General features: G+C 67.5%; 30 protein-coding genes. 17 read left to right on the forward strand and 13 right to left on the reverse strand.

Annotated elements, in window-relative coordinates:
- The first annotated feature begins 136 nt into the window (after positions 1-136).
- The gene (locus A9X05_RS31690) at positions 137-388 is read left to right on the forward strand and encodes a hypothetical protein (RefSeq protein ID WP_067782477.1); all 252 of its coding nucleotides are present in this window, start codon (positions 137-139) and stop codon (positions 386-388) included.
- On the opposite strand, the gene A9X05_RS15390 is transcribed toward A9X05_RS31690, so the two are convergent.
- Together A9X05_RS15390 and A9X05_RS15395 are read right to left on the reverse strand one after the other, a co-directional pair.
- Positions 385-1,146 (reverse strand): C39 family peptidase, encoded by a 762-nt coding sequence (locus tag A9X05_RS15390; protein WP_067756967.1) that lies wholly within the window; start codon positions 1,144-1,146, stop codon positions 385-387. The genes A9X05_RS31690 and A9X05_RS15390 overlap by 4 nt on opposite strands.
- 92 nt (positions 1,147-1,238) lie before the next feature.
- On the reverse strand, positions 1,239-1,982 hold the full coding sequence (locus A9X05_RS15395; protein ID WP_231972854.1) for an N-acetylmuramoyl-L-alanine amidase: 744 nt from the start codon (positions 1,980-1,982) through the stop codon (positions 1,239-1,241).
- 121 nt (positions 1,983-2,103) lie between these two features.
- Here A9X05_RS15395 and A9X05_RS15400 point away from each other — a divergent pair, with 121 nt between their 5' ends.
- Both A9X05_RS15400 and A9X05_RS15405 read left to right on the forward strand, forming a co-directional pair.
- Complete coding sequence (locus A9X05_RS15400; RefSeq protein WP_197499074.1) at positions 2,104-2,574, forward strand: CAP domain-containing protein; 471 nt, start codon at positions 2,104-2,106, stop codon at positions 2,572-2,574.
- 162 nt (positions 2,575-2,736) lie between these two features.
- Positions 2,737-4,320: a serine hydrolase gene (locus A9X05_RS15405; RefSeq protein ID WP_067782480.1), complete on the forward strand. Its 1,584-nt coding sequence runs from the start codon at positions 2,737-2,739 to the stop codon at positions 4,318-4,320.
- On the opposite strand, the gene A9X05_RS15410 is transcribed toward A9X05_RS15405, so the two are convergent.
- Positions 4,317-5,012 (reverse strand): M15 family metallopeptidase, encoded by a 696-nt coding sequence (locus A9X05_RS15410; protein ID WP_082950197.1) that lies wholly within the window; start codon positions 5,010-5,012, stop codon positions 4,317-4,319. The genes A9X05_RS15405 and A9X05_RS15410 overlap by 4 nt on opposite strands.
- A 167-nt stretch (positions 5,013-5,179) precedes the next feature.
- Between A9X05_RS15410 and A9X05_RS15415 the strand changes: the two genes are divergently transcribed.
- Positions 5,180-5,500 carry a hypothetical protein gene (locus A9X05_RS15415; protein WP_067756958.1) on the forward strand — a complete coding sequence of 107 codons (321 nt, stop codon included), beginning with the start codon at positions 5,180-5,182 and terminating at the stop codon, positions 5,498-5,500.
- Between the two features lie 5 nt (positions 5,501-5,505).
- Here the strand turns inward: A9X05_RS15415 and A9X05_RS15420 are convergent, their stop codons facing one another.
- Complete coding sequence (locus tag A9X05_RS15420) at positions 5,506-6,399, reverse strand: universal stress protein (protein WP_067756955.1); 894 nt, start codon at positions 6,397-6,399, stop codon at positions 5,506-5,508.
- A gap of 223 nt (positions 6,400-6,622) precedes the next feature.
- Between A9X05_RS15420 and A9X05_RS15425 the strand changes: the two genes are divergently transcribed.
- Positions 6,623-7,354, forward strand: coding sequence for a class I SAM-dependent methyltransferase (locus A9X05_RS15425; protein WP_067756952.1), 732 nt, complete (start codon positions 6,623-6,625; stop codon positions 7,352-7,354).
- 14 nt (positions 7,355-7,368) lie between these two features.
- Here the strand turns inward: A9X05_RS15425 and A9X05_RS15430 are convergent, their stop codons facing one another.
- On the reverse strand, positions 7,369-8,568 hold the full coding sequence (locus tag A9X05_RS15430; RefSeq protein ID WP_067756949.1) for a glycosyltransferase: 1,200 nt from the start codon (positions 8,566-8,568) through the stop codon (positions 7,369-7,371).
- Between the two features lie 208 nt (positions 8,569-8,776).
- On the opposite strand from A9X05_RS15430, the gene A9X05_RS31110 reads away from it, so the two are divergent.
- A complete protein-coding gene (locus tag A9X05_RS31110; RefSeq protein WP_156736747.1) occupies positions 8,777-9,178 on the forward strand; it encodes a hypothetical protein in 402 nt (133 codons plus the stop codon).
- Positions 9,179-9,188: 10 nt separating this feature from the next.
- On the opposite strand, the gene A9X05_RS15440 is transcribed toward A9X05_RS31110, so the two are convergent.
- The 3 genes from A9X05_RS15440 to A9X05_RS15450 all read right to left on the reverse strand — a co-directional run bounded on the left by A9X05_RS15440 (position 9,189) and on the right by A9X05_RS15450 (position 11,638).
- Positions 9,189-9,539 (reverse strand): DUF732 domain-containing protein, encoded by a 351-nt coding sequence (locus A9X05_RS15440; RefSeq protein WP_067756946.1) that lies wholly within the window; start codon positions 9,537-9,539, stop codon positions 9,189-9,191.
- Positions 9,540-9,543: 4 nt separating this feature from the next.
- Positions 9,544-9,699, reverse strand: coding sequence for a hypothetical protein (locus A9X05_RS15445; protein WP_197499077.1), 156 nt, complete (start codon positions 9,697-9,699; stop codon positions 9,544-9,546).
- 160 nt (positions 9,700-9,859) lie between these two features.
- The gene (locus tag A9X05_RS15450; RefSeq protein ID WP_082950193.1) at positions 9,860-11,638 is read right to left on the reverse strand and encodes an NAD-binding protein; all 1,779 of its coding nucleotides are present in this window, start codon (positions 11,636-11,638) and stop codon (positions 9,860-9,862) included.
- Positions 11,639-11,930: 292 nt separating this feature from the next.
- Here A9X05_RS15450 and glnA point away from each other — a divergent pair, with 292 nt between their 5' ends.
- Both glnA and A9X05_RS15460 read left to right on the forward strand, forming a co-directional pair.
- Entirely contained in the window at positions 11,931-13,367 is a 1,437-nt protein-coding gene (glnA, locus tag A9X05_RS15455) for a type I glutamate--ammonia ligase (RefSeq protein ID WP_067756944.1), read from the forward strand.
- A 56-nt stretch (positions 13,368-13,423) separates the two neighbouring features.
- On the forward strand, positions 13,424-14,353 hold the full coding sequence (locus A9X05_RS15460; RefSeq protein WP_067756943.1) for a DMT family transporter: 930 nt from the start codon (positions 13,424-13,426) through the stop codon (positions 14,351-14,353).
- On the opposite strand, the gene A9X05_RS15465 is transcribed toward A9X05_RS15460, so the two are convergent.
- Both A9X05_RS15465 and A9X05_RS15470 read right to left on the reverse strand, forming a co-directional pair.
- A complete protein-coding gene (locus A9X05_RS15465) occupies positions 14,348-15,202 on the reverse strand; it encodes a phytanoyl-CoA dioxygenase family protein (RefSeq protein WP_067756940.1) in 855 nt (284 codons plus the stop codon). The two genes, A9X05_RS15460 and A9X05_RS15465, sit on opposite strands and share 6 nt — an antisense overlap.
- A gap of 49 nt (positions 15,203-15,251) precedes the next feature.
- Entirely contained in the window at positions 15,252-16,709 is a 1,458-nt protein-coding gene (locus A9X05_RS15470; protein WP_067782483.1) for a phospholipase D-like domain-containing protein, read from the reverse strand.
- A 144-nt stretch (positions 16,710-16,853) separates the two neighbouring features.
- Here A9X05_RS15470 and A9X05_RS15475 point away from each other — a divergent pair, with 144 nt between their 5' ends.
- The 5 genes from A9X05_RS15475 (at position 16,854) to A9X05_RS15495 (ending at position 19,310) form a co-directional block, all read left to right on the forward strand.
- Positions 16,854-17,237, forward strand: a complete 384-nt coding sequence (locus A9X05_RS15475; protein WP_082950194.1) for a DUF732 domain-containing protein — start codon at positions 16,854-16,856, stop codon at positions 17,235-17,237.
- 61 nt (positions 17,238-17,298) lie between these two features.
- Entirely contained in the window at positions 17,299-17,718 is a 420-nt protein-coding gene (locus A9X05_RS15480; RefSeq protein WP_067756931.1) for a YkvA family protein, read from the forward strand.
- Positions 17,719-17,741: 23 nt separating this feature from the next.
- Entirely contained in the window at positions 17,742-17,972 is a 231-nt protein-coding gene (locus A9X05_RS15485; RefSeq protein ID WP_067756928.1) for a hypothetical protein, read from the forward strand.
- Positions 17,973-18,028: 56 nt separating this feature from the next.
- On the forward strand, positions 18,029-18,424 hold the full coding sequence (locus A9X05_RS15490) for a DUF4267 domain-containing protein (RefSeq protein ID WP_067756925.1): 396 nt from the start codon (positions 18,029-18,031) through the stop codon (positions 18,422-18,424).
- A gap of 58 nt (positions 18,425-18,482) precedes the next feature.
- Positions 18,483-19,310, forward strand: coding sequence for an LLM class F420-dependent oxidoreductase (locus tag A9X05_RS15495; protein ID WP_067756922.1), 828 nt, complete (start codon positions 18,483-18,485; stop codon positions 19,308-19,310).
- Between the two features lie 2 nt (positions 19,311-19,312).
- Here the strand turns inward: A9X05_RS15495 and A9X05_RS15500 are convergent, their stop codons facing one another.
- Together A9X05_RS15500 and A9X05_RS15505 are read right to left on the reverse strand one after the other, a co-directional pair.
- Positions 19,313-20,755, reverse strand: coding sequence for a YdiU family protein (locus tag A9X05_RS15500; protein WP_197499076.1), 1,443 nt, complete (start codon positions 20,753-20,755; stop codon positions 19,313-19,315).
- Positions 20,756-20,793: 38 nt separating this feature from the next.
- Positions 20,794-21,363, reverse strand: a complete 570-nt coding sequence (locus A9X05_RS15505; protein WP_067756915.1) for a hemerythrin domain-containing protein — start codon at positions 21,361-21,363, stop codon at positions 20,794-20,796.
- A 320-nt stretch (positions 21,364-21,683) separates the two neighbouring features.
- Here A9X05_RS15505 and A9X05_RS15510 point away from each other — a divergent pair, with 320 nt between their 5' ends.
- The 3 genes from A9X05_RS15510 (at position 21,684) to A9X05_RS15520 (ending at position 24,436) form a co-directional block, all read left to right on the forward strand.
- The gene (locus tag A9X05_RS15510) at positions 21,684-22,646 is read left to right on the forward strand and encodes a hypothetical protein (RefSeq protein ID WP_067782486.1); all 963 of its coding nucleotides are present in this window, start codon (positions 21,684-21,686) and stop codon (positions 22,644-22,646) included.
- Positions 22,647-22,797: 151 nt separating this feature from the next.
- Entirely contained in the window at positions 22,798-23,721 is a 924-nt protein-coding gene (locus tag A9X05_RS15515; RefSeq protein WP_067756909.1) for a CoA ester lyase, read from the forward strand.
- 19 nt (positions 23,722-23,740) lie between these two features.
- Positions 23,741-24,436: a DsbA family protein gene (locus tag A9X05_RS15520; RefSeq protein ID WP_067756906.1), complete on the forward strand. Its 696-nt coding sequence runs from the start codon at positions 23,741-23,743 to the stop codon at positions 24,434-24,436.
- A gap of 7 nt (positions 24,437-24,443) precedes the next feature.
- On the opposite strand, the gene A9X05_RS15525 is transcribed toward A9X05_RS15520, so the two are convergent.
- Positions 24,444-25,718 carry an HNH endonuclease signature motif containing protein gene (locus A9X05_RS15525; protein WP_067782489.1) on the reverse strand — a complete coding sequence of 425 codons (1,275 nt, stop codon included), beginning with the start codon at positions 25,716-25,718 and terminating at the stop codon, positions 24,444-24,446.
- A 52-nt stretch (positions 25,719-25,770) separates the two neighbouring features.
- On the opposite strand from A9X05_RS15525, the gene A9X05_RS15530 reads away from it, so the two are divergent.
- Positions 25,771-25,918 (forward strand): DUF488 family protein (locus A9X05_RS15530; protein ID WP_231978395.1); only part of this gene is annotated, 148 nt, incomplete at its 3' end.

Genomic DNA, 25,918 nt, shown 5'->3' on the forward strand with positions numbered 1-25,918 from the left:
CGAAGTGCCTGACCAACACCCAGACGGGCAAGCAAGTCTACGTGCCTTGCGATCTGCTCAACGCCGGCGCCAATTTCCCGCCGGGGCAGCGCTGCCCACCGCCCATCGAGCAGTACCCGAAGGATGTGGCGGACTGGTGCGGCGAAGGTCCCGGCCTGGCGAGTACCACGCCCACGACTCCCACGAGTCCGACGACTCCGACAACGCCTACGACTCCGACAACGCCCACGACTCCGACAACGCCCACGACGACGAGCTCCGGGCGGCCCACGAGTTCCACCAGCCCGACGAGCCGCGCGACCCCGACCACGACCGCGACGGCTCCCATCACCGCGCCGAACGCCATGAAAACGGCGGGCCCGGGCGATACACAGTGACGAATCCCTAGCCGGGCGGCGCGGTCACGACGATCGATTCCTGTCCGATCTTCCAGGCCGTCATGAACGTGCCGATGCTGACCTTGGTGTTGGCGTGATCGGCGTAGGGGTCGTTGAGGTGGACGACATCCTTGACGGTGTCGATGCCGGTGACCACCAGCAAATGATCGGCCGACGTGCGCTGGTCGTTGGAGTTCAAGATGGTTCCGGAGTTGACCCACGCGATGACCTTGCGGTTCGCGCCCAGGTACTGCTCCAGCGACGACAGGCCCACCTCTTCGGGGTGCTTGTCATAGGTCATGTGCGACTTGATGCCGTAGTGCTCGAGCAGCACCACCGTGTCGGCCATGTCGATGCCACCGTTCGGGCCGTCGTGAGCCGGGTCGCCGGTGGGGGCGTAAATGGGGCCGTCGCGGATCGACGAGGGCGTGTGCTGTGCCAGCTTGATGATCTGTTGCTCGGTCGGGGAGTGCCCGGTGACCTCCCCAACCACGTCCGCCACCGAAGCCAGCCCGCAGTTGTCCTCATACGACTGCTGCTGCCAGAACTCGGCGGCGGCGTCCGGGTCGCCGTACACGCCGCTGGCAATCGCTCGGGTGCTGGGCGGGCTGGCCTGCGTCCGGCCGCCGTCGACGGTAGCTGAGGTAGCGGTTGCGCGTATCGACGGTGACGCCCCACTGCACGCCGATAGGGTCGATATGCTGGCCATACCGATGCAGGCGGCCGCCAGGGCCGCGGGCGCCGCGGCCACGATCCGAGAGTCGAACATGTTGCCTCGCAAAGGCCGGTCGAACTACCGATTGGTCAGCAACGTAGCATCCCTAGCAAACCCGCGCAGCGCAATTGAAGCGCCGACGAACCTCAGTTCCCCGCTTCGATCGCCGCGACTCTTGCCGCCGCGTCGGGTCCGCAGAACCGCTGCAGGTCCACCCCGCCCGCGGCCAGCAGATCGTCGATGCGGTGTTTCAGGTCGCCCGAAGTCAGGTGCGCATACAGGTTGGCGCCCGGGCACGACGTCGACGCCAGGTCCCGATGGCCCGCCAATGTGGTGGTCGCGACGCGAAACGTCTGGGCGGCCCACGCGAATGCCCGAGCCGCTCCCAGGAGCTGCGCCTCGGGGACCGCCTCTTGATCGAAGTCGCCCTCGCAGAGGACGAGGAAATGGCCCGTCGTGTCGTAATCCGTCGCCGTGTCGCCCGCGAGCTCGGTGCTCCGCAATTCGTAGATGTTGCCGTTGCGGTCGACGCCGACGTGGTAGGCGATGTCGATCCATCCGTGCTGATCCTGGTGGTAGCGCTGGTCCTGGCGCAGGTGGTTGGGGGCGTTGCGGTTGTCACCGAGGGCCACGGCCTCGTGGTGCAGGGTCATCCGGGTGATGGTGTGACGCCTGCCCCCGGGGCGGGCCGGCCGGGCGCCCCAGGCGTCCCGGCACAGCAACAGGGCCGAACTCCCAGCGGTCAGGCGGACGTCTGCCGTCGACGTCGGACCCGTCGGTGTGGTCTTCGAGCGCGGCCCGACCACGGCCGCCGCCCCGAGGCCGCCGGCCAGTCCCAGCATCTGGCGGCGGCTGACAACGGCCGGCCGGCTTGACGCGGGCTCACACACGCCTCACCACGATACGGGGGTCGACGTCGCGAAACGGACCGATCGCGGGGACCTCCCATGGTCACGAGACGGTAACGCTTGCTTCCCGCGGCCCGAAAGACACGGTGTGGCAAGAGGCAACATGACGAGGAAAGTCAAGGTTGTCGCAGTGTTCTCGCTCGGCGCCTTGGTCGCAACGGCTCCCGGGACCGTTGACATCGCCGCCCGCGCAGACGCATCAGGGTGGGCGTTGTACAGCGGCGTGAACCGGCTTCGCCAATCCTGCGGGCCGATCGGCCAGGACCCACGCCTGACCGATGCGGCGCAGCGGCACGCCAACGACATGCTTACCAACGGGGTCAACGGCCACATCGGCTCGGACGGCTCTTCACCGCAGACGCGCATCACGGATGCGGGCTACCGCACCCCCTACAGCGGTGAGGTCGTCTTCTGGGGTACCGGGTCCGCCGCGAACATCAACCAAGCGCTCGACCTGTGGATGCAAAGCCCGCCGCACCGGGCGATCATTTTGAACTGCGCTTACACCGCGGCCGGCTTCGCCACCGCCTCGGACGGCAACAAGATGACGGTCGTCGGCGACTTCGCCGCCTGAAATGCGCGCCGCGCTGCGCGTCAATGCCTGAGAGTTGTTGGTTACAAGGCGAATTCGTGGCGACAAACCGCGTAATAACCATCCAGGCAAATCCGGATGGCTCGGCGAGAAACCGCACTAGGCTTTGGCCGTAGGAGGAGAAGCAGGTCGGGAGGCGTGCCGATGGGACGGGCCAGCACGGTTGGCAACAGCTCGCTCGACCGCTGGCGCCTACGTCGGCGGACGGCCATCGCCGTTGCGGGCGTCGCGCTCGTGGTCGTGGCGGCGTGCGGGCGTGGTCAAGCCTCGCACCCGGCGGCCGGCGATTCCTGGCAGCTCACGCACGCCCCGACCGCGAAGCCGCCCGGTTCCCCGGCCGCACAGCCCCCCGGTTCCCCGGCCGCAAAGCCGCCCGGACCGGAGTTCGCACCCCTATCCAAACTGATCAACGACGCTATTGCGGCCAACAGGCTGCCCGGCGCGGTGGTCCTGATCGGCCACGGCGGCACCGTTGCGTTCGATCAGGCTTTCGGATCGCGCAAGCTCGCGGGCGAGCCGGGGTTGGATGGGTCGCCCGCACCGGCCGAGCCGATGACCGAGGACACGATCTTCGATCTGGCGTCGTTGACCAAGAGCCTCGCGACGGCGACCGCGGTGATGCAACTCTACGAACAAGGCAAGGTTCAGTTCGACGATCCCGTGCAGCGCTATCTGCCGGAGTTCAACCCGGCCAACGACCCACGGCGCGCAAACGTGACGGTTCGAATGTTGCTGACGCACACGTCGGGTGAGACGGGCGACGTCGAACTCAAGGATCCATGGGGACTGGCCACACCCGACAAGACCGAAGGCGTTCATCGTGCGCTCACGACGCCGCTGGAGTCGAGCCCCGGCGGGTCTTTCCGCTACTCCGATATCAATTTCATCCTGCTTGGCGCGCTCGTCGAGAAAGTCACGGGCGAGGCGGAAGACGTCTACGTCCAGGAACACGTATTCGCGCCTCTTGGCCTGCGGGACACCCGCTATCTCCCGTCGGACAAGGCATGCGGTCCACACGCGGTCAGGGGAGCCGCGGTCGGTTGGGCCGCCGCGTCGACGGCAGGCGAGGGGCAGCCGTGTCCCGCGGGCAGCTGGGACACGGACATCCTGGCGCGCATCGCACCCACGGCGCGGGACGAAGAAGGCCGGGCCGATCCGGCCAAGAATCCCGACCTCGACCGTCTGCTGCGCGGCACCGTGCAGGACACGACCGCCCGCCGCATGGGCGGGGTGGCCGGGCACGCCGGCGTCTTTTCCACGGCGCACGATGTCGGCGTCTACGCGCAGGCGCTGCTCGATCGGCTTGCGGGCCGGCCGAGCGAATTCCCGCTCCAACAACAGACTTTGGAGTTGATGACGACCCCGCAGCAGCCGGGACACACCGACCAACAGGTCAAGGCGGCGGACGACGCCGCGCGGGCGGCAGCCGCGAAGAGGTCGAAGACCGCGCATCCGCTGCTTGCCGCCCGCTATCCGGCTATCGCCGGGCAGAATCTGCTCGGTCTCGGCTGGGATATCGATACGCCGCTGTCCATGCCACGCGGAGCGGTTTTTCCCGTCGGGAGTTTCGGACACACGGGCTTCACCGGAACCTCGGTGTGGCTCGACCCGGCCTCGGACACCTACGTCGTTCTGCTCACCAACTCGATTCATACGCGCGGCAGCCCACCGATCTCGGACATCCGGGGTGAGGTGGCAACCGCCGCGGCCCAGGCCCTGGGCCTCTAGGGCCGCTCGAAGTGTTGGTAGTCAAGGGGAGCCGCCCATTCGCCGCCCCAGCGCCAGCCACGATCTGTGAAGGCGCGCACCGCCGGATCGCCAGGGTGTAAGAGTCCCGGGTCGGTGCGGCTGCGGTCCAGGTAAGCCGCCGCGTTCTGCGGTTCGAAATACCCGCTGGCGTACAGGCACGGATTGACGAGCGTATTGATATCGATCGCCCGGCCGTAGGCGTGTGGCGACCATTCGTTGGTTCCGGGGATGAGGCGGCAGTTGAACGCCGACGTGTTGTCGTCCTCCATCGACAACTCGTCATTGGCGTCCTGGTAGTGGTCGACGGTGCGGATCTTCTCGATGGGATAGCCCAGACGGAAAAGCTGCTCGAAGATCACGACGACCTCCGGCGCCAAGTCCTGATGCACGATCAGCTGGCCGCGGTGCGTCTGGCCGTCGAAACCGACGTAGTCGACGTCGACCCGTCGCAGCTGTTCCGGCTCGACGGGGCAACCCGGCCGCCACGTCGCACCGAGTTCGGCCGCGGTGACCGTTTCCACGGTCGCAGCGGCGGCGGCCGGCGGCGGGTTGGCCGGCGGCGTGGCCGCCGCCGATGACGATGACAGGGCGGCCGCAGACGGAGACGGTGCGGCCGCGCGCGGCGGCGCCGCGGCCGTGCATTGCACCAGCACCAGACCCGCCGCGAGCATTCCGGCCGCGGCGGCAAACCGGCGCCCGAAGCGCGTCAACCCCGATGCAGTGTTCACCGCCTGCTTCTTCCGACCCTCCGAGCCCGCCGTCACCTTACGCCGAGTGTGCGCCACGGTGCGTGCAAGATTTCTGTGTTCGGTTGAACGGCGCGAGGTTATATTCGAGCATGCGCTTCATCCGTGTGGCTGCGGCGGTCGGCATGGCCATCGCCGTATCGCTCGTCGCGCCGGTCGTATTGGTAGTGGCGTCTGCTCACGCTGACAATGGCATCGAGGGCTACGCACGTTGCGTCGGAGGCGGCGTGCAACCCCCGCCGCCCGGGGTGCGTCCGGAGAACTGGTTTCCCAGCGTTCACGTGATTGAGACGGATGTGGATGGGGCCGTGCCGCCGGCCCAAATCGTCGAGAGATTAGTGGATATGGGAGTCAACCGGCCCGACGCGGTGCGGCAGGTGCAGTGTTTTCTGGCCTACGAACCGCGTGGGTGACGAGCTCAGGGCTGACGCGCAACGATGACAGGGATCTTCGCCCTGTTGACCACCGCCGACCCAACCGAGCCGAGCAACATGCCGGCGAATCCGCCACGGCCGTGGCTGCCGACCACGATCAGTTGCGCCAGTTCGGAAGCCTCGATCAGCCAGTGGGCCGGGTCACCGATTTCGATTCTGCGACGAATCGCCACGTTGGGATAGCGTTCGTGCCAACCCGCTAGCCGTTCGGCGAGCGCCTCCTCCTCCTCGGACAGCTGGGCGTCCCACTTGGAATCTTGAAAAGCGTTGTTGGAGTTGAACACTCGCGGATCGGCCCAGGCATGGAAAGCGATCAAGGCGACGCCTCGTCGCGACGCTTCTTCGAACGCGATCGCGGTCGCGGCTTCCGACGCCGATGATCCGTCGATGCCCACGAGCACGGGTGCCCGGTCGACATTGCTGAGCGGCGGTTCCCCGTCGTGGATCACCGCGACCGGGCAGTGCGCGTTGTAGACCAATCCCGAACTCACCGAGCCAAGGACGCTGCGAACCACCACGCCGCGATACCCCCGATAGCCGACGACGACCATCTCCACCTCTCTGGAGAGGGCGACGAGCGTGGCGATGGCGGTCGAATAGATCACCTCGCCGTGGACTTGAATGGGACCGAGTTCACCGGCGCTCTCCTCGGCGACCCGCATTGCCGACGTGATCACTTCGCGCGCCCGGTGCTGCTGCCAGTGCCCCACCGGCGCGCCTGACTGGAGCCACCCCGGCATCGGATCGTCGACGACATGGACCAGGGCCAGTGGCACGTTGCGCAACGCGGCAGTCAGAGCCGCCCACCGCACGGCACCCAGTGCCGCCGCCGAGCCGTCGACGCCTACCAAGATCGCGTTAGGTGGGGGTTGCCACATTCCAGCTCGTTTCTGATCGGCCGCGTGCCCACAGGCAGGATCATCCAGCACCGCCTGATTTGTCAGGGCCGAAGCGATGCAAGGACTAAGGACCAAGGGCATCGATTGAAGCGACCATTGCACTCTGACCTACGCGGCGGTCGCCGCGACACCGTCGGGTCAGCAAGTTGGCCGGAGTACATCCGGCCATGCCGCTCGAGGCCGCCTGGGGAAAGATGGGCACATGACCGATGCCGCCTGGAGCCTCTATGCCGAGGAAGTCGACAACGTCGACGGCTGGTTCTTCGAGGCCGATGTCAAGCTCTTCACCAAGCTGCTCGCGTCGCAGACGGCGGAAAACATCAAGGGGGACATGCTCGAGATCGGCGCATACCAGGGCAAGTCCGCCATCCTGATGGGTTACGGTCTGCGCGACGATGAAGAACTGGTGATCTGCGACTTGTTCGAGGCCGTAATGGATCACGCGGACATGTCGCTGACCCCACGCCAGCAGTATTCGGGCCTGGAGCAGCAGCAGTTCCTCGCCAATTGGGATCGGTTTCACGTTCGCCGGCCGACGCTCGAAGTCTGCGAGTCATCGGAGCTCGACCTCGGAGAACGGGCACTGCGCTTCGTCCACATCGACGGCTGTCACAGCTACCGGTGCGTCGCGAACGACATCGCCCTCGCCGTGACCCACACGGCAAACCGGGGCGTGATCGCGATAGACGACTATCGAGGTGTCGAAACTCCCGGCGTCGCCGCGGCGGTCTGGCAGGCGGTTGGCAACGGCTGTTTGTTCCCGTTCGCGGCGACCTACATGAAGATCTACGCCTGCACGTCGGCCGCTGATCAGGGTTTCTGGTCGGAGCGAGTCCGAGATTGTGCCGACATCTGTGCCTTCCCCGATTTCGGGTTGCCGTCGTATCGCAGCGTTTCGGAGAGCCAGATCGAACCCTCGGCCGCCACTTCCTGACGGGCGCGCGTGGATCAGTCCGCGTCCCGCGGCGTTCGTTGATCGGCCAACGGGCCACGAGCGGCCGCATCTTCCAGCGCTTGGGCGGCAATGGCGGCGCTTTGAGCGGGCGCGGTCATCTGCGCGGCGACCTCGCGGGTCCGAGTGACGTAGGGCGGGGTGAGGATGGACCGCAGATCCGCGACGAGAGACTCCAGGGTGGTGTCGGGGAAGCGCCGGCCAATTCCGACTCCGAGTTGACTGACCGCACTCGCCCACATCGGCTGATCGACCGATACGGCGAGGGCCAGCGTGGGGACTCCGGCCCGGATGCCGGCGAACGTCGTGCCGGGCCCCCCGTGGTGAACGACGGCCCGACAAGCGGGAAACACCGCCGCGTGGTTCACCGCGCTCACCACTTTGACGTCGGCGGAATCCGTTTGCGCGGTCAAGTCACTCACGCCGCTGCAAATCAACGCCCGCTCGCCGAGTTGCGCGCAAGCGTCGGTGATCATCGCGATGACGTCAGTGGGAGACGCGACTCGTGCGCTGCTGCCGAAGCCGAAGTAGATCGGTGGCGTCCCAGCCTCAATCCACGACGAGACATCGTCGTCGACTTCCGTCGGCAACTCGAGGGTCAGCCCGCCGACGAACGGCCGTCGGGCGCCGCATCCGGCCCACTCGGCTGCCAACCCCGGGAAGAAGAGTTCGTCGTAGGCCTGGATCTCGAGCGCTCGCCGCGTCGAGGGCCTCGTCGCCGGGAGGCCCAGCGCCCGGCGTAGGGCGTCTTCAGCCTCTTTGGTGATGGACGAACCCGCGTGGTCCGGCGGGATCGGGTAGATGTGCACCGCCGCGTGTGGAATGTCGTAGTGTTCGGCGACATTCGCGGCGAGCCCCTGTTCGCCTGCGTCCGTCAACAGCAGGTCGGCGCCGTCGGCCAGGGATGTGAGCGCCGTGCCCAACTGTGGCCAGAGTTGCTTTATATCGCTGAGAATTTCCCACGCCATGAGGACTGGTGGCGGCGTCGTCCCGTATTTGCGGACGATCTCCGCATTCTGCTGCACTTGGTCGCGGCCGTGCGCGACTGCGGTGAGGCCTGCCGACTCGATGAACCCAATGTAGTTGGGCGGAACCGCCATAAGCACGCGATGGCCTCTCCGCTGAAGCTCCCGGCCGACGGCGGCGCAAGGCTCGATATCTCCGCGTGTTCCCAAGGTCGCCAACACAAATCTCATCGCCAGAACCTCACTCGAGGTGATCGGTGTGCAGCGGGCGGCCCGCAAGAATTGGGATGATCATTCGAAGTGTCCGATCGTCCGTGCGACCCCGTCGTCGTCCGGAACTCTCGGCCGCCGGCCCCGGCCAAGGCTATCCGAGCGAAGGTGCATGTTGACTCCTCTGGGGCTCTTCCCGCCGCCAACAGCCTCCCAGGTCCTAACATTGATGGGCGAGGGTCATCACTCATCGACCCTGCGGGTCATCAAGGCGCCGAATCGAGGAGAAGTATCCGTGCATCAGTCGCATTCACCCCTGTCGGCCACGCGAACGCTGCTCCTTGGCCTCTCGGTTGTCGTTGCTTCGGCGCTCCTGCCGGGCGCGCTTGCCACCGCCCGCGCCGACGCGATCGGATTCCCGCCGGACTGGCCTTACTACGAGATGCAGACCGAACAGACGATGTGCAGAGCCATGGCTGACGGCTGGTCGCGCGCCCAGATAGTCGGGGCGATGCAACAGGCGAACAACCAGGGCGTGACCGGGCTGAATCCGGATCAGGCCGCCAAGCGCGCCAACATGTGGGTCGATCTGGGCCGGATCAAGTATTGCCCGGGCGCTAGCGCACCTTAATCGCCGACGGTCACGAGTTGCTGTTGGTCCAGCGATCGAACGGTGCTTCCATGTCGGGACAAAACGTCCCGACGGCCGCGCCCATGATCTGGCCCGCCTGCACCGCGGCATAGCCGTTGCTTGCCACGGCGGGGTAGATGGCGTCGAAGTCGGTGCCGCCCCGCGCCTGCTGGCATACGGAGTCTCCGATGCCGACCATTCGCCCCGGGTCGTCGTAGGGAACGTGCAAGACGTTCAGCGTGTGCAGGTAGGCCGCGACCGAGATGGGATCGGGGTCCGCGTGGGCCGCCGGCGTCAGCGCTGCCAGCGCGCCCAACGACGCGGCGACCAGCGCCGATCTCGTGAGGGTCCGGCGGATCATGTCGCTAGCAGAGGGCGGCGGAAAACCACCCGCCGGCCACCAGGGCTATCACGAGCGCGGCGGTGGCGTGCCCCGTCGACGCCGCGACGACGACGCCGGTGATCGCCGCGATGAGGGCCATCACCACGACCAGGGCCAGCAGTATCCGATGTGAATGCACGGCTCCGTTCGCGCGCGGTGCAACGACTACGTACTTGCCCGATCTGTGGGGTGCGGCCATAGGAGCTCCCGTCGCGTTGTGACCTCGGATACAAAGAAAGCACAAATGTGCTGTGCATCACAACCGGACGCGATGAAGTGGCGCGGCTTTTGGCCGTTCGTTAACCGTCCGGGTCGGGCGCCCACCGTGGCGCACGCGCATCTGGCCGGCGCGTCGACCGTGCGGCCGCCAAAGCCACGGCGCGCTCGCCGTTGATCGTGGTCATTGGCGGAGGCTGGCCCTTGCGCAGCGTCGCGATCAGTTCCCGGTAGGGGCCGATGAGATAGACGGTGTCACCGGCTTTCAGGCGGGCGTCGCGGCGCGGGCGCAACCTGACCGGACCTTCCGGCCGTGTGATCGCGATGACGCGCGTCTGCGTGGACAGATCGATCATCCGCAGCCCGTCGAGTTCGCTGCCCGCCGCCACCAGCATTCCGCCGACCATGAAGGAGCGCTGGCCGACCCAGAACGTGCCGAGCACCTGCAAGCCCATCGCTGCGCCGATGAACCACGGCGCCGCGAGGTCGACTATCGACCGCACGTTCTCGAAACCGAACCGCCGATGCACGGCGGTGCCCAGCGCGCGGCCCTGAACTCGCATGACGATGGGCACCCTCGTGTCGGAACCCAGCATTTCGAGCAGCACGATTCCCGTCTCGATGTTGTTCATGTCGTCCTGTGTCACCAGCGCGACCCCGCGGGCGCGATCGACGCGCGCCGATTCCAGGGTCTGGCGCATCGTCGGATCCCCGAAGATCACCGGCACGTCGAGGTCGGCCACGGTCGGCAGGAAGCGGTTGCCCTCGTCCGGCTCGATGACCAGCACGTCGTAGCCGGCCGCGGCCAGATCGCTGACGACCCGGAACCCGATGGAACCCAGCCCGACGACGACGACGTGGTCGCGCATGTGGCGTGCGCGCCGCAGTCCGGCCGATTGCACGAAGCGGCGCGACAGGAGGAGGTCGGCAAGGAACGCGACGAGGATGGCGGTGACGCTCGCGCCGCCGAACATCAACAAGACCGCGAATAGCCGCAGGGCGGTGGATTGTTGGGCGAAGGTGAAGTCGCCATAGCCCACCGTCGTGATTGTCTCGGAGGCGAAGTAGAGGGCGTCGATCCACGACATTCGGGGGTTGTGATAGGCGAAGTGCACCACCGCCGTCGAGCCAAGGGTGAGACACAGCGCGAACGCCAGCGAGGGGAAGAGCATGGGGTTCACTTCGTCCCGGATGGCGCGCACCGCGTCGATGACCCGCCGCACCGGGGAGTGGCGAGCGCGCGTCGCGGCCGGGGGAGGCAACGTGATTCCGCGGGCGTCCAATTCGTCCTTCACGCCGATCATCGACGTCCAGTCGCCGGCGTAGACCCGCAGATCTCGTCCGGGGCATGGCACCACCTCGCCGGGTGCGGGTGAATTCTTGCCGTGCACCACCGCGACCGGTGCCAGGTCGGCGTAGATCTCCCGGAGCGTCGCGTTGTAGGGCGCCTCGGATCCCCAGACGACGAATTCGATACCGGCCGTGTCGAACTGGTGCGCGTTGCGGGACAGGACGGCCTCGACGATCGACGGCGCCGCGAGGTCGGCGACGTCCAAGATCGCGCCGGGTCCGTTGACGGCGACCACTGCTTCGCGCAGCACGTCGTTGGCCAGCCGGGCCACCACCCGCACGTTTGGACTGAACTCCCTTGCCAGCAAGGCGATTTCGAGGTTGACGGCGTCGTTGGGGCCCGCGCACACGACGGCACGCGCCCGATGCACGCCGGCCCCGAGGAGGTCGGCGGCGGTGTTGATCTTGATGATTCGCGCGCCCGCGCCCCTCAATTCCTCGGCGATCGTCTTCGACAGCGCGTCGTCACCGCTGACGATGATCTCGCGGTGAAACTGAAACAGCTCGCCCATTGCGCGGGGCTACGTTCGATTCTTACGCGCGTCGATCGCCACGGCTGGTCGCCGGATGACCGCCGGTTGTGTTGCGTGGCATGACTACTCCTACTTCTGCTGCGGCTGGATGGTCCATATGACTATCGGCCAAGGCGCTGGGAAGTGCCACCGGAACCCGGCGGCCGTGCGGTCAATCGCCTGTCTTTCTGTGACGCAACAGGTTCGACTCGCGGTGGTGACGCGGGCGAAATAGTCAGGGCGTAGAAAGCGCTCGCACGCCACTGCCGACGATCAAGCTAAGGAGCGTTGCGTGTCCGAGAAGACGCCCGACGATATTTTCAAGCTCGCCAGGGACGAGAACATCGAGTACGTCGACGTCCGCTTCTGTGACTTGCCGGGCACCATGCAGCACTTCACGATTCCGATCTACGCCTTCGATGAAGGCGTCTTCGAGGAAGGCCTGGCCTTCGACGGTTCCTCGATCCGCGGGTTTCAGTCGATCCACGAGTCCGACATGGTCCTGCTGCCCGACCCCGAGACCGCAACGATCGACCCGTTCCGCGCCCGCAAAACGCTGAACGTGAACTTCTTCGTGCACGACCCGTTCACCCTCGAGGTGTACTCGCGCGATCCGCGCAACATCGCCCGCAAGGCCGAGAACTATCTGATCAGTTCCGGCATCGCGGACACCGCCTACTTCGGGCCGGAGGCCGAGTTCTACATCTTCGACTCGGTCAGCTTCGACTCGAGCACCAACGAATCGTTCTACAAGGTCGATGCGGCGTCCGGGTGGTGGAACACCGGAGAGGACGCCGAGGCGGATGGCAGCCCGAACCTCGGCTACAAGGTCCGTCCCAAGGGCGGGTATTTCCCGGTCGCGCCGACCGATCACTATGTCGATCTGCGCGACGAGATCCTCACCCACCTGACCAACGCCGGTTACTCCCTGGAGAAGGGCCACCACGAAGTCGGCAGTGGCGGCCAGGCCGAGATCAACTACAAGTTCAACACGTTGCTGCATGCGGCCGACGACCACCAGATGTACAAGTACATCGTCAAGCAGACCGCGTGGCAGGCCGGGAAGACCGTCACCTTCATGCCCAAGCCGTTGTTCGGCGACAACGGTTCCGGGATGCACTGTCACCAGTCGCTGTGGAAGGACGGCGTGCCGCTGATGTATGACGCGACGGGATACGCCGGCCTGTCCGACATGGCCCGCCACTACATCGGCGGCTTGCTGTACCACGCCCCGTCGTTGCTGGCCTTCACGAACCCGACCGTGAATTCCTACAAGCGCCTGGTTCCCGGCTTCGAGGCGCCGATCAATCTGGTCTACAGCCAGCGCAATCGGTCGGCGTGCGTGCGCATCCCGATCACCGGCAACAATCCGAAGACCAAGCGGCTGGAATTCCGGTGCCCCGACTCGTCGGGCAACCCCTACCTGTCCTTCGCGGCCCAGTTGATGGCCGGGCTGGACGGCATCAAGAACAAGATCGAGCCGCCTCCGCCGGTCGACAAGGACCTCTACGAGCTCCCGCCGGAGGAGGCCGCGGAAATCCCGCAGGCACCCACGCAGCTGTCGGCGGTGATCGACCGTCTGGAGGAAGACAGCGAATACCTGACCGAGGGCGGGGTCTTCACCCCCGACGTCATCGCGACGTGGATCAACTACAAGCGCACCTACGAGATCGCGCCGTTCAACCTCCGGCCCACCCCATACGAATTCGCCCTCTACTACGACGTATGAGGTAGTTCGCTCCCGGCGCAGTTAGCCGCGCCGACGCCCCGGGTACCCGTGCGGGCATGGGGTGGGTGCAATCGCATGCGGTCGCAATCTTTTCGGCGTTGCTGTCTGCGTTCTGGGCGGCCGTCGGCATCGTCGTTCGACAGCGCGCCGCCCAGGAGGTTCCCGCTGATCAGGGCATGTCCGGGACGATGGTGACGACCATGGTCCGGCGACCGTTGTGGTGGGCGGGCCTGGTCGCCGCCGTTGCGGGCTACGTGTTCCAGGCCGTCGCGCTGGCCCACGGGTCGCTGCTGCTGGTCCAGCCGCTGCTGGTTTCCTCGCTGCTGTTCGCGCTGCCGTTGGGCGCCCGGCTGTGCGACCAGCGCATCAGCGCGGTCCAGTGGGGTTGGGCGACGCTGCTGACCGGCGCGCTGGCGGCCTTCGTGCTCGTCGGTCAGCCCCGGGAGGGTGACAGCCGTCCGGCGGTACCGGCGTGGACGTTGACGCTGCTGGTGACGGTGCCGTTGCTGGTCGTCTGCGTGATGGCGGCCGGCCGCGCGATCGGCCGTGCGCGGGCGATGCTGCTTGCGGTCGCCGTGGCGGTCCTGCTCGGCATGATCGCCGTGTTGACGAAGATCTGCACGCACCGTTTCGCCGTCGGCGGTTGGCATGGGCTGCTGACGGTCCCCGCCCCATACATATTGGTCGGCCTGGCCGTGGCGGTGACGGTGGTGCAGAACTCCGCGTTCCACGCCGGTGCGTTGCAGGCGTCGGTGCCGATCATGTTGGTGGGGGAGCCCGTGGTCGCGGTCCTGCTCGGTGTGGCGGTGCTGGGTGAACACCTGACGGTCGGCGGCTCGACGGCGCTGGCGCTGTTGGTCGCGGTCTCGGCGATGGCGGCCTCCGCTGTCGCGCTGAGCCGCAGCCAGGCGATCGAGGTCGAGAGCCGCCCGGCCCAAGAGCCGTCCCTGGCGGGTGTCAGCGGCAAACGGAACTGGGAGTTATGAGTCGCTGTCCAACAGCCGCAGCGGGTGCAGCCCGTCGACCGCGCCCACGAACGGCGGATGAATGCTGTAGCCCAGCATGCGGCGAATGTCGTCGGAGACCGCCCGCGCGGTCTCGCGCGATATCGACAGCGTGAAGGCTTCCATCGGCCGCAGCCAGGGTTGGCAGTACTGGGCGGTGACGGCGAGACGGTCGCGGTCGGTGCTGTTGGCGCCCCCGCCGTGCCAGAGCGTGCCCACGAAGAAGACGCACGAGCCGGCGGGCATCACGACGGGCAGGGCCCGATCGTCCGGCCCGGGCCGGCGCTTGCCCCAGCGATGGCTGCCGGGATAGAGGACGGTGGCGCCGTTGTCGGCGGTGAAGTCGTCGATGGCCCAGATCGTCGCCGCCGCCAGGGGTTCGCGGGGCCGCGGAATCGGGTAGAACCCGTCATCGTGGTGGGCCAGCTGCGCGGCCTCTCCCGGCTGAATGTTGATGGCCTGCAAGGCCGAAAGCAGGTAGTTGGGCATCAGCAGCCGATCGAGCACCGCGAGCACCCGCGGATGATCGACGATCCCGTCGCACATCCGGGTTCTGCTGAGCAGGCTGTAAATGCGCTGGGTGCGCCGGCCCTCGAAGGAATTGCGGCCCGTGTGCCCGAGCCAGGGTTGAGTGACCTCGCGGATCTCGTCGCATTGCTCGGGAGTCAGCAGATCGTGCCAGATCACGTAGCCGTCGCGGTCGATAGCCGCCATGTCGGCGTCGACGACCTTGCTGTCGACCGAACTCCCGCCGGTCGGTGTCCGCCTGTACCGCTGCGCCAGATCGCCCCTGAGGTCTTCCAGCGTCGTGACGGAGTCGTCGATGTTCATTGGCACTCGCCCTTCGTCCCGGTCCAGATTAAGCCGGGTAGGCCTCAACTCAACCCCTCAACCCGGTGATGAATCGCTGCACGCTTCGGGTCAACGATCGCGGGACGTGGTCGGGATCCATGAGCTCGTTCTCCGCCAGCGGGCCCGCTTCGTCGGCCACGGTGCCCTCCGTGAACGGCCGCAACGTCTTGCCGTCTCCGCGAAGGGCCTCGATGGCCGCGAGGACCGACCCGCGTTCGTGCGTCGCGCCGTCGAACTCACCGACGGTGACTCCCAGGTGTTCGGCCACCAATTGGCTTCGCAGCGCTGTGATTTGGGCGCGCACGCGATCGCCTTCGGGGCTAGCCGGCTCCGCCTCGACGGCCAGGTCGCATTCGCTGTCGAAACCCATCGATCGGTTGTTGAGGTTCGATGACCCGATGCGCAGGAGCCGGTCGTCCACCACCACCACCTTCGAGTGGACATAGATCGGCGCCCCGCCATCGGTCACCGGCCAGTAGATGCCAAGCCGCCGATGCTCGTCCGCGGCCCACAGCACCTGGATGAGCCGGTGACGTGCCGAATCCATCGTCCCCCGCTCGAGGGGGTTGTTCCCCCGGCGGGCAATGACGATGACGATCTCCGGCCCGTCGTCTTCCTTCAGCCGCGCGGCCAGCGCGTCGATGATGCGCCGGGACGCCAGATATTGGTTCTCCAGATAGATCGAATCCCGTGCCGCCGCTATGGCCGCCAGGTTGAGCGCCTCGACCTGCCGGGTCTCGGGGCGCCGGCCGAGTTCCGGCAGGGTCAGAGCGATTCCCACGTCAACGCCGCGCAGCGCCGGCTTGAGTTTGCTGGGCCACGCGGTGTGCTTGGCGGTGACCGGTTGCAACGACTGCTCGGTCGCCGTCCGCCACCGTTGAAGGGCTTGCTCGCCGAGTGCCCGTGCGGCCGCGCCATCGACCGCCGCGGCGACGTCGTGCCGCGGCCCATAGCTGCGTCCCAACGTCCGACGAACAGGACCGTCATGGTCGTGTGCGCGGGTGTCCCATCGATCGATGGTGAGGTCGATCCCGCCGCAGAACGCCACGGAGTCGTCGACGGCCACGATCTTCTGGTGATGGACGGAGCCGGTGGGGTGGGCCCCGTCGATCGCGAAGTGGATTCGCCTGCTGCTGATCTGGTTCACCAGCGCCACCGGAGTCAGCCCGAACCAGATGCCGTCGAAGGCCGGCAGCAGACGCAGATTGGACTTCAATAGGTAGATCTCGAGTTCGGGCCGCTTCCAGAGCATCCAATAGAGAAAGGCGCCCAGCTGATTCGGGCCGGGAAGGGTCTTGACCCCCCGTTCGAACGTCATCCTGGCGTCGAAATCCCAACCGATCAGCACGATCCGGTGCCGGGCCCGCAACATCGCCGTCTTGACATGCCGGAAATAATCGGCCGCGTCGATGATGTGACCGAACCGGTCGGCACGCTCCAGACGCCAGCACGTTCGCCCAAGGATCAACAGTCGATCGTCGCCCACGGCGCCCTCAACCAGGTTGACGGTTCGGCGCGGGCATAAGCCTTGTGTACCACACCCGGGCCCTGGGAAAATGTTTGCTTAACGGGGTCGGCAACGGGTCGACAGGACAACGCCGAACATCTGTAGAAGGCTGAGACGGTGCGGATGCTTCTGGCGCTGGCGAGCTTCGCCGCCGTCATCGGCGCGGCCACGCCCGCGCGGGCCGATCCGGCCGGCAATCCCGATGCGAGCTTCTTGGCGGCGCTCGATCAGGCCGGCGTTCCCTACAAGGACGGCGCCGTCGCCATTCGGGTGGGCAAGAAGGCCTGCGCACTGATGGACCAGGGTCACTCCAAAGCCGCTGTCATCCAAAGCGTGTCCTCGGAGAACGCCGGGTTCACGGTGGCGGAGGCGACCAGCTTCACGACCAGCGCGGTGAACGCCTACTGCCCCCAGCACATTGGGGAACCGGACACGGTGGCACCGCCGCCTCCGACCAACACCGGAATGTTCCCCTGGATTCCGTTTCCGCCGCCCGGTGCGGCGTAGCAAGGCCAGGCGTTCGCAGCCGGGCTGGCACGCGGCAGCCTGTCCCGCCAAGATGGACTAGATGTGGCCCGACTGGTGGATGATCGCGCTGGGCATCCTGAGCGCGTTCGTGGTGATCTGGCTGATCCTCGCCGTCACCTTCTGGCTGCTGAGGCCCAAGGCCAGATTGCAAGACCTGGTGCGGCTGTTGCCCGACGTACTTCGGCTGCTGAAACGCCTCGCAGCCGATCAAGAACTGCCGCGGCGGATCCGCGTCGTGTTGGTCGCGTTGATCGCGTTCGTCGTCTCACCGATCGACCTGATACCTGATGCCATTCCGGTGATCGGATTCGCCGACGACGTGGTCATCGTCGGCCTGGTGCTGCGCTGGATCAGCCGCATCGCGGGACCCGATGCGCTGGCCAGGCACTGGCCCGGCACACCCGACGGCCTCGCCACCCTGTGCTGGCTGTGCGGCCTACCCGATCCCGCGCTGGAGTGACCGTGGATCTGCTTCGGCGCACCATGCGATACCAGGTCCGGGTCGGCGCGCTCATCGAACTGGCCCTGTGGATGGCGATCCCATACCTGTGTATCGGGTTCGCGTGGACCGTTTTTCACCCCGACGAGGCTGGACAGATTCAGGCGCGGGTGGAGGCGGTGTTCCCTACGGGAGCCGACGCCGTGGCCTTCGGCTTGACCACGGCATTGTGGCCCGCCTCCATCCAAATCGCCCACGCCTGCCCGGCTCCGTGACCGCCGTTGGGGTAAACCCGTGCGCGGAGGAGCGGTTTGCTCCTAGGCTGCCGGGCATGTCAATCGACCGAGCGGCACTTCTGGCGGGCAGTATCCGACTCACCTCCGGCGTCTGGTTCCTCGTCGACCCCTTGAGCGCGAACCGATTCTGGGGGGATCCGGAGGAACCGACGCCGACGGCGCGACTGTTGTTGCGGTCCATGGGATATCGCGACGCGTTGATCGGTGGGCTGCTCGCCGCGGCGGCGTTGCGCGGCAAGAACACCCGCGGCTGGTTCCTGGCGTCGGGCGGTGCCGACGCGGCGGACCTGCTCGGCGGCATGAGCGTCCACCAAGAGCTGAGACCGTCGCAACGAATCATCGGCCTGGGTGGCGCCGTCGTCGGCATCGGCGTGGGGCTGTGGGGCGCGACGCGCCGGACCACGCGGGGGAGCGAGGAACCGGCGCAGTGAGGCCCGGATCGCGGCCAGGTGGTCGCCGGAACAAGGTAGATGCGGTTGACTGGACGCCATGGGTTTAGGCGTACTGACATTCGTAACCGATGAGGGGATCGGCCCGGGGGAGCTGGGGCAGGCGCTGGAACAGCGTGGATTCGAGTCGCTGTTCCTCGCCGAGCACACCCACATTCCGGCGGGCGACGTCACGCCCTATCCGGCAGGCGGTCCTATCCCGCCGAAGTACTACCGCACCCTGGATCCGTTCGTCGCGTTGACCGCGGCGGCTGCCGCCACCGAGCGGCTGGTCCTGGGCACCGGGATCGCGCTGGTTCCCCAGCGCGATCCGATTCACTTGGCCAAAGAGGTGGCGTCGCTGGATCTGGTGTCGCGGGGCCGCTTCCGGTTCGGAGTGGGTGTGGGCTGGCTGCGCGAGGAAATCGCCAACCACGGGGTCGACCCGTCGGTTCGCGGACGGGTGGTCGACGAGCGGCTGGACGCGATGATCGAGATCTGGACGCACGAAAAGGCGGAATTCCACGGCAAATTCGTCGACTTCGGGCCCCTCTACAGTTGGCCCAAGCCGGCGCAGAAGCCCTATCCGCCGCTGTACTTCGGCGGCGGGCCCGCGGGCTTCAAACGCATCGCCCGGCTGCATGCCGGCTGGCTGTCGATGACACCGTCGGCTGACGTCTTGGCGCCCCAGTTGGAGCAGCTGCGCGGCGTGGCCGGTCCGGACGTTCCGGTGATCAGCTTCCATGGCGGCGCGCCGACGGCCGAAGAGCTCGAGGGCTACCGCGCTCTCGGGTTGCAGCACCTGCTGGTGGAACTGCCCACCGAGCCGCGCGACGAGACGCTGCGGCGCCTCGACGAGCTGCAGGCCGAGTCCGCCAAGTTGTCGTAAGGCTAAGTGCCGCAGAACGTTTGGTACTTGCCGAAGTCCTCCGGGGCCGGGCTGGCGAAGCGCTCCAGGCCCGGCCGTTCGCCATAGGGCGACGTCACCGCGGCGAGGAGTTGCTCGAGTGGGCCCAGATCACCCGCGGTCGCCGCGGTCAGAGCTTCCTCCACCAGGTGGTTGCGCGGAATGTAGACCGGGTTGACGCGGTCCATGACATCGGCGTCGGGGCCCAGCGCCTGCCAGCGCGAAAGCCACGCGTCGAAGCCGGCGAGGTCGACGAACACGCCCCGCGCGGGCTCTGCGTCGCCGCGCGCCGCCCGACCGAGCAGGCGGAAGAACGAGGTGTAGTCGACGTGGCTGTCCTTGAGCAGGGCGAGCAACTCGTCGACCAGGGCGGCCGAGGCGCCGTCCTCGGCGTCGGGCACACCGAGTTTGGCGCGCATCCCGGATGACCACACGGCGTCGTACTCGCGCTGGAAGACGCCGAACGACGTCTCCGCGAGCGCGACCGCCTGCTCGAGATCCTCGGAGAGCAGCGGAAGCAGCGTCTCGGCGAACCGGGCGAGGTTCCAGCCGGCGACGACGGGCTGGTTGGCGTAGGCGTAACGGCCCCAAAAGTCGATGGAGCTGAAGACCGTGTCGGGATCATAGGCCTCCATGAAGGCGCACGGCCCGTAGTCGATCGTCTCGCCGGAGATCGTCATGTTGTCGGTGTTCATCACCCCGTGGACGAACCCGATCAGCATCCACCGCGCGACGAGCGCCGCCTGAACGGCGACCACCCCCTCGAACAACGCGAGATAGGGCCGGTCGGCGCTCGCGGCGCTGGGATGGTGGCGGGCGATCGCGTGGTCGGCGAGGCGCCGCAGCAGGTCGATGTCGCCGGTGGAGGCGGCGAACTGGAAGCTGCCCACGCGCAGGTGGCTGCTGGCCACGCGGGTCAGCACCGCCCCGGGGAGTTCGGCCTCGCGCAGGACCGGACGGCCGGTGCCGACGACGGCCAACGATCGCGTGGTCGGCACCCCGAGCGCATGCATCGCCTCGCTGACGATGTACTCGCGCAGCATGGGCCCCACGGCCGCCAGGCCGTCGCCGCCGCGCGCGAACGGTGTCGGCCCGGAGCCCTTCAGGTGGATGTCGCGCAGGCGTCCGTCGCCGTCGGCGAGCTCGCCGAGCAGCAGGGCGCGACCATCACCGAGGCGGGGGACGAAGCCCCCGAACTGATGCCCGGCGTAGGCCTGGGCCACTGGAACGGCGTCGCTGGGGAGCAGGTCGCCCACCAGGAAGCGCAACCCGTCCGGGCTTCGCAGCCAGTCGGCGTCCAGGCTTAGTTCCTCCGCGAGCCGCTCGTTGAGGGCGAGCAACCGCGGCTCGGCCGGCGGCTCCGCCTGCCACCGGACGGCCATCTCCGGCAATGCGCGGAAGAACCGGTCCTGCAGGGCGACCGTCATATCCGGGGCGACACTCACCTCAACGAGCCTACGGCGAATTACGAGCCGAGGGCCTGGCCGATGAGGTCGCGGGCGCGGTCGAGCATCGACGCGAACGGTCCGAGGGCGAAGTTCATCTTCGCCGACTCCACGCCGGGGTGCGGGTGCGTCGGCGCGATGGCCTGAGCCGCGCGCACCGCCACCCCCATCCGCTTGAGGTCGGTTTCGTCAACTTCCTTCTGCAGCACGGGGAACTCCTCGCTTTCCTCGTGCTGCGCGTGGTCCAGCACGGCCTCGCGAAGTTTTTTCAACTCGTCGATGAACTGCTGGGAGGTGACGTCGAGGTCTTCGATGCTCGAAAGCAACTCCTTGGCCTGGTGTTCCTCCGTGAGTCGAGCGTCGACGATCGCGTCGCCGGCGTCGGACTCCCGGCGCACGCGCGGGTGCACGACCATTTCCTCGGCTGTCTCGTGCACGGCCAGCAGTTGACGCAGCGTCGCGAACGGCTTTTCCCGTGCCTGGGGATCGGATGCGTGCAGCACCTCGTCGAACAGGTCCTCGATGAGGTTGTGCTGCGCCTTCAGGAATGCGACGACTTCCTCGGGCGACTGGACAATCATGTCGGCCATCGCCGATACCTCCAGTGTTTCTGCGAATTCGGTTGCGCACTGTGGGCTGTGTGCGCCTTCGCCACGCATACCCGCTGCGTAGGGGGCTAAACGGGCCCTGTGTGCCCCGCCAGCAGGTCGGCCGCCGTCTCTCCAAAGATCTGAGTAGGCAACAACTTTCGTTTGCCGGCCGGGCCGACCACGACGATACGTGGCCGGGCGCGAAAGCGATCTGCGTCACACGCCGGATTGGATGTTATCTGCCGAGGGTCGAACGGGTAGCCGCTAGAAAGGCGCTTTCGTGCCGATCCACACAATCAACGCAGGAGGCGAATTTTTCGATGACTTCATCGGACAAGACGACGGTGCTGGCGCAGTTGCGTGCGCTTCACCAGCTGACCAACACCGAGATCCAGGTCGCGGAAACCCGCATCGCGCAGGCACGTACCGAGGCCGTTCAGCGTGAGCTCACGCAGAACGCGTCCAACGCCCGCGAGCGGTCCGAGGCGATCGAGAAGGCGATCCGTGGGCTCGGCGGTGTCCCCGACATCGTCGGGCCGTTCCTGGGCCGGGCCGCGGCCGCGGTCAAGGCGCTGACCGAGCAGGCCCAGCCGTTCGACGAGGCGCTCCTGGGCGACCTCGCGCTGGAAGATCAGTTGCTGGACCGGTCCCGCTACCTGAAGGCCCTGGCCGTCGCGGCCGAGCTTCCCGAGGTCGAGAGCCTGGCAACGCGGCTGATCACGGCGCATTCGGCGACCGTGGACTGGCTGACCACCGTGCTGGCCGAAGACGCCCTCGGCGGCCCGGCCGCGCTGCGCCGCACGCCGCTGCAGGCCGCGGCCGGAACCGCGGTGAAGTTGGTCAACCTGCCGGTCGAATGGTCGGTCCGGGGCGTCGACAGGGCCGCGGACGCGCTGCGCTCGGCCCGGCCGACGTTCAACGAGCTGGTGAGCCGGGGTGCGCACGCCGGTGACGTGGCAACCCGCGCGCTCACCGCGTCGCGCAACGCCGCGCTCGAGGCGGCCGAGAAGGTCACCCGCAGCGAAGGTGCCCGGCAGACGGCCGACGCCCTGCATGCGGCACGCGCCGCTGTGGGGGTCCTCGACGCCGACGAGCTGCCCATCGCCAACTACGACGAGCTGAACGTCAGCGAGGCCGTCGCCGAGGTGAAGGAGCTTGCGAATCCGAGCGACGTGCGGGCCATCATCGCCTACGAAGAGGCGAACAAGAATCGCCAGCGGGTCGTGTCGGCCGCCCAGACGCGTGTCGCCGCGATCGCGCAGGAGGTTGTCGGCATCAACTAGCCGAGCATTCAAAGCCAGGCCGCCCGGGCGAGGGGTTCCTCCGCCCGGGCGGCCCAGCCATTTCTGTGCCCGGGGGGCATACCCGACCGCCCGTTGGGGGACATCGCTACGGTTAAGGCACCAGTCCGATATCGATAACCCCGAGAGACGAATGTACGACCAGGTCAACAGCAGCGCGACGGAGCCCGACGACGTCATTGGCTACCGCATCGATCCCGTTTTGGCCCGGAGCTGGCTCTTGGTCAACGGCGCGCACGCTGACCGGTTCCAATCCGCGGCGCACTCCCGGGCCGACATCGTCGTGCTCGACATCGAGGACGCCGTCGCCCCCAAAGACAAGCACGCCGCCCGCGACAACGTGGTGAGCTGGCTGGGCGCCGGCAACACCGATTGGGTCCGCGTCAACGGTTTCGGCACCCCGTGGTGGGCGGACGACCTCGCCGCGCTGTCCGGCACACCGGTGGGCGGGGTGATGCTGGCGATGGTCGAATCGGTGGACCACGTCACCGAGACGGCGCAACGGCTGCCCAACGTGCCGATCGTGGCGCTAGTGGAAACGGCCCGCGGCCTGGAGCGCATCACCGAGATCGCCGCGGCTAAGGGCACCTTCCGGCTCGCCTTCGGCATCGGCGACTTCCGCCGCGACACCGGCTTCGGAGAAGACCCCAGCACGCTGGCCTACGCCCGGTCCCGGTTCACCATCGCCGCCAAGGCGGCGAGTCTGCCCAGCGCCATCGACGGGCCCACGATCGGCTCGAATGCCCTGAAGTTGATCGAGGCCACCGCCGTTTCCGTGGAATTCGGGATGACGGGCAAGATCTGCCTCACCCCGGACCAATGCGGCGTGGTGAACGAGGGTCTGTCGCCATCACAGGACGAAATTTCTTGGGCGAAAGAGTTTTTCGCCGAGTTCGAACGCGACGGGGGAGAGATCCGCAACGGGTCCGACCTGCCGCGGATTGCCAGGGCCACGAAGATCCTCGAGCTGGCCCGCGCCTACGACATAGAATCGTCGGACTTCGACGACGAAGAACGGGATCATTCCCCCGCGCCGTCGGACACCTATCACTACTGAGCGACAAAGCGGGTCCGAGATGAGCGTCGTGGTGGATTTTCATTTCGATCCGATGTGCCCGTTCGCCTATCAGACCTCGCTGTGGATCCGCGACGTTCGCGAGCAACTCGGCATCACCGTCGACTGGCGATTTTTCAGCCTCGAGGAGATCAACCGGTCCGAGGGCCAGAAGCACCCCTGGGAGCGGGAGTGGTCCTACGGGTGGTCGCTGATGCGGATCGGCGCGCTGCTGCGCCGAACGGACATGGCGCTGCTGGACCGGTGGTACGCCGCCATCGGACGCGAACTGCACACGCTGGGCGGCAAACCGCACGACCCCGCGGTTGCGCGCCGCCTGCTGGGCGAGATCGGCGCCGAACCGTCGCTCCTCGATGCGGCGCTCGACGACCCGACCACCCACGACGAGATCCACCACGACCACCACCGGGTCGTCGACGCGGGCGGCTACGGTGTGCCGACGCTGTTTTTGTCGGGGCAGTGCCTGTTCGGTCCGGTACTGGTGGACCCGCCGACCGGGCCCGAGGCCCTGACGCTGTGGAACGTCGTCACCGGGATGGCCGAATTGCCCCACGTGTACGAGTTGCAGCGGCCCAAGACACCGGCCGACGCCGAGTTGATCGGCCGCGCGCTGCGCCCCTACCTGGACGGACGCGACTGGGTCAGCATCAACCGCGGCGAGGTCGTCGACGTGGAGCGCCTCACCGGCCAATCCTGAACAGTGCCTAGGCCGCATGGCGCGCGATGGAGACCCCGATGCGGAATTCCACCTCGCTGACCGTGATCACGGGCGCTCGCGGCGGAGCCGTCGATCGGTAGCTCTTTCCGGTGGGGGTGGTGAATTGCGCGCTGTGAGTGTGGTTTTCGTCGACGGCGGCGCTCACCCGCCACCCCGCGCCCTCCTTGGCGTAGTTGCAGCCCTCGCACAGGCCCAGGCCGTTGTCCGCGGCGGTCGGGCCGCCGCCCGCCCACGGTTGCGCGTGGTCGCTGTGCCTGATGGGCGCGTCGCAGTAGGGCGTGCGGCAACGTTGGTCGCGCATCGCGATGAACGCGGCCAGCGCGCGCGGAAAGATCCGTGCCCGTGACTCCATGGCCACCAGCGCCCCGCCCCGGGGGTGCGCGTAGAGCCTGCGCAGCGTCGCGCGCGAGCGCGGGTCGGTGACCGCGCTGCAGACCATCGCGCGCGCCACTGCTGCGGGGATGGGGCCGTAACCGGAGAGGTCGGCCGACGCATTGGCGCCGCCAAGCAGCGTGTCGTCGGAGAGCACCAGGTTGACGGCGACGGGGGTGGGGACCGCCGCGCTGCGGCCGGTGACCCGTTCCACCAAGGTGTCGGCCATCAGCTGCCCGCGTGAACGCCCGTCGCCGCGGGTGTCCGCCTCGCGCCGCAGCGCAGCATACACCGAAACGCCTTGGGCCACCGGCAATAACGCGGTGAGGTAGGTCATCGTGTCGGGCGCGGGCCGGATGGTCACCGTGCGCTCCCGCTCTGCCCTGGCCGCCCGGTCGACGACGGCATGCGGGTCCAGGCGATAGGCGATCGCCTTGGCCGCCGCGGCCACCCGCGCATCGCCCATGCCGTCCAGGTTCGCCGCTTCGGCGCACAGCTCCGCGTCCAACGGGCGGCGATCCTCGACGTCGAGGCAGGCGCTCTCGCGCACAATCAGCGTCGCCCGCCACTCCGACAGCACCCCGCGCTCCAGCGCCGCCAACGTGTGCGGCATCTCGTGCACGAGGGCTTTGGCGAAGCCCAGATGCCGGCAGCCCCGCGCCGGGGAATCGCGGCGCGCCAGCGCGACCTCGGTGGCCACGCCCCGGCCGCGCCGCGCCGCGGATAAACCTGCGGCCGCCTCGGCAGCTCGACGCGCCGAGTCCAGCGCGGCCGTCGCGCGGGCCTGCCCGGCGGCGGCCGCCGACTTGGCCGCCTCCAGCTCCGCGATGCGCTCGATCAGCGCCGATTCGTCGGCCGACGGGTCGATCACCGCCAATTCTTCGAACATACGTGCGATGCTAACCGGCACCACCGACAAGCCCGTCGCTACGCTGCTAGGTGTGGGCGGCAAGAGCCGGATCAGGGTGGCGAGGGTCTACGACGACGTCGGCCCCGACGACGGCCAGCGCGTGCTGATCGACCGCATGTGGCCGCGAGGTGTGCGCAAGGGCGACCCGAGGGTGGGGATCTGGTCCAAGGACGTCGCGC

It is taken from the genome of Mycobacterium sp. E3298 (assembly GCF_001666895.1).
In the GTDB taxonomy this organism is placed as follows: domain Bacteria; phylum Actinomycetota; class Actinomycetes; order Mycobacteriales; family Mycobacteriaceae; genus Mycobacterium.

What these genes read in the sequence shown, in the direction of transcription:
- A9X05_RS15390 (WP_067756967.1), bottom strand. Translation starts at nt 1,146, where the DNA reads ATGTTCGACTCTCGGATCGTGGCCGCGGCGCCCGCGGCCCTGGCGGCC.
- A9X05_RS15400 (WP_197499074.1), top strand. Translation starts at nt 2,104, where the DNA reads ATGACGAGGAAAGTCAAGGTTGTCGCAGTGTTCTCGCTCGGCGCCTTG.
- A9X05_RS15405 (WP_067782480.1), top strand. Translation starts at nt 2,737, where the DNA reads ATGGGACGGGCCAGCACGGTTGGCAACAGCTCGCTCGACCGCTGGCGC.
- A9X05_RS15410 (WP_082950197.1), bottom strand. Translation starts at nt 5,012, where the DNA reads ATGCTCGCGGCGGGTCTGGTGCTGGTGCAATGCACGGCCGCGGCGCCG.
- A9X05_RS15415 (WP_067756958.1), top strand. Translation starts at nt 5,180, where the DNA reads ATGCGCTTCATCCGTGTGGCTGCGGCGGTCGGCATGGCCATCGCCGTA.
- A9X05_RS15420 (WP_067756955.1), bottom strand. Translation starts at nt 6,399, where the DNA reads ATGTGGCAACCCCCACCTAACGCGATCTTGGTAGGCGTCGACGGCTCG.
- A9X05_RS15425 (WP_067756952.1), top strand. Translation starts at nt 6,623, where the DNA reads ATGACCGATGCCGCCTGGAGCCTCTATGCCGAGGAAGTCGACAACGTC.
- A9X05_RS15430 (WP_067756949.1), bottom strand. Translation starts at nt 8,568, where the DNA reads ATGAGATTTGTGTTGGCGACCTTGGGAACACGCGGAGATATCGAGCCT.
- A9X05_RS31110 (WP_156736747.1), top strand. Translation starts at nt 8,777, where the DNA reads ATGGGCGAGGGTCATCACTCATCGACCCTGCGGGTCATCAAGGCGCCG.
- A9X05_RS15440 (WP_067756946.1), bottom strand. Translation starts at nt 9,539, where the DNA reads ATGATCCGCCGGACCCTCACGAGATCGGCGCTGGTCGCCGCGTCGTTG.
- A9X05_RS15450 (WP_082950193.1), bottom strand. Translation starts at nt 11,638, where the DNA reads ATGGGCGAGCTGTTTCAGTTTCACCGCGAGATCATCGTCAGCGGTGAC.
- A9X05_RS15460 (WP_067756943.1), top strand. Translation starts at nt 13,424, where the DNA reads ATGGGGTGGGTGCAATCGCATGCGGTCGCAATCTTTTCGGCGTTGCTG.
- A9X05_RS15465 (WP_067756940.1), bottom strand. Translation starts at nt 15,202, where the DNA reads ATGAACATCGACGACTCCGTCACGACGCTGGAAGACCTCAGGGGCGAT.
- A9X05_RS15475 (WP_082950194.1), top strand. Translation starts at nt 16,854, where the DNA reads ATGCTTCTGGCGCTGGCGAGCTTCGCCGCCGTCATCGGCGCGGCCACG.
- A9X05_RS15480 (WP_067756931.1), top strand. Translation starts at nt 17,299, where the DNA reads ATGTGGCCCGACTGGTGGATGATCGCGCTGGGCATCCTGAGCGCGTTC.
- A9X05_RS15485 (WP_067756928.1), top strand. Translation starts at nt 17,742, where the DNA reads ATGCGATACCAGGTCCGGGTCGGCGCGCTCATCGAACTGGCCCTGTGG.
- A9X05_RS15490 (WP_067756925.1), top strand. Translation starts at nt 18,029, where the DNA reads ATGTCAATCGACCGAGCGGCACTTCTGGCGGGCAGTATCCGACTCACC.
- A9X05_RS15495 (WP_067756922.1), top strand. Translation starts at nt 18,483, where the DNA reads ATGGGTTTAGGCGTACTGACATTCGTAACCGATGAGGGGATCGGCCCG.
- A9X05_RS15500 (WP_197499076.1), bottom strand. Translation starts at nt 20,755, where the DNA reads ATGACGGTCGCCCTGCAGGACCGGTTCTTCCGCGCATTGCCGGAGATG.
- A9X05_RS15505 (WP_067756915.1), bottom strand. Translation starts at nt 21,363, where the DNA reads ATGGCCGACATGATTGTCCAGTCGCCCGAGGAAGTCGTCGCATTCCTG.
- A9X05_RS15510 (WP_067782486.1), top strand. Translation starts at nt 21,684, where the DNA reads ATGACTTCATCGGACAAGACGACGGTGCTGGCGCAGTTGCGTGCGCTT.
- A9X05_RS15515 (WP_067756909.1), top strand. Translation starts at nt 22,798, where the DNA reads ATGTACGACCAGGTCAACAGCAGCGCGACGGAGCCCGACGACGTCATT.
- A9X05_RS15520 (WP_067756906.1), top strand. Translation starts at nt 23,741, where the DNA reads ATGAGCGTCGTGGTGGATTTTCATTTCGATCCGATGTGCCCGTTCGCC.
- A9X05_RS15525 (WP_067782489.1), bottom strand. Translation starts at nt 25,718, where the DNA reads ATGTTCGAAGAATTGGCGGTGATCGACCCGTCGGCCGACGAATCGGCG.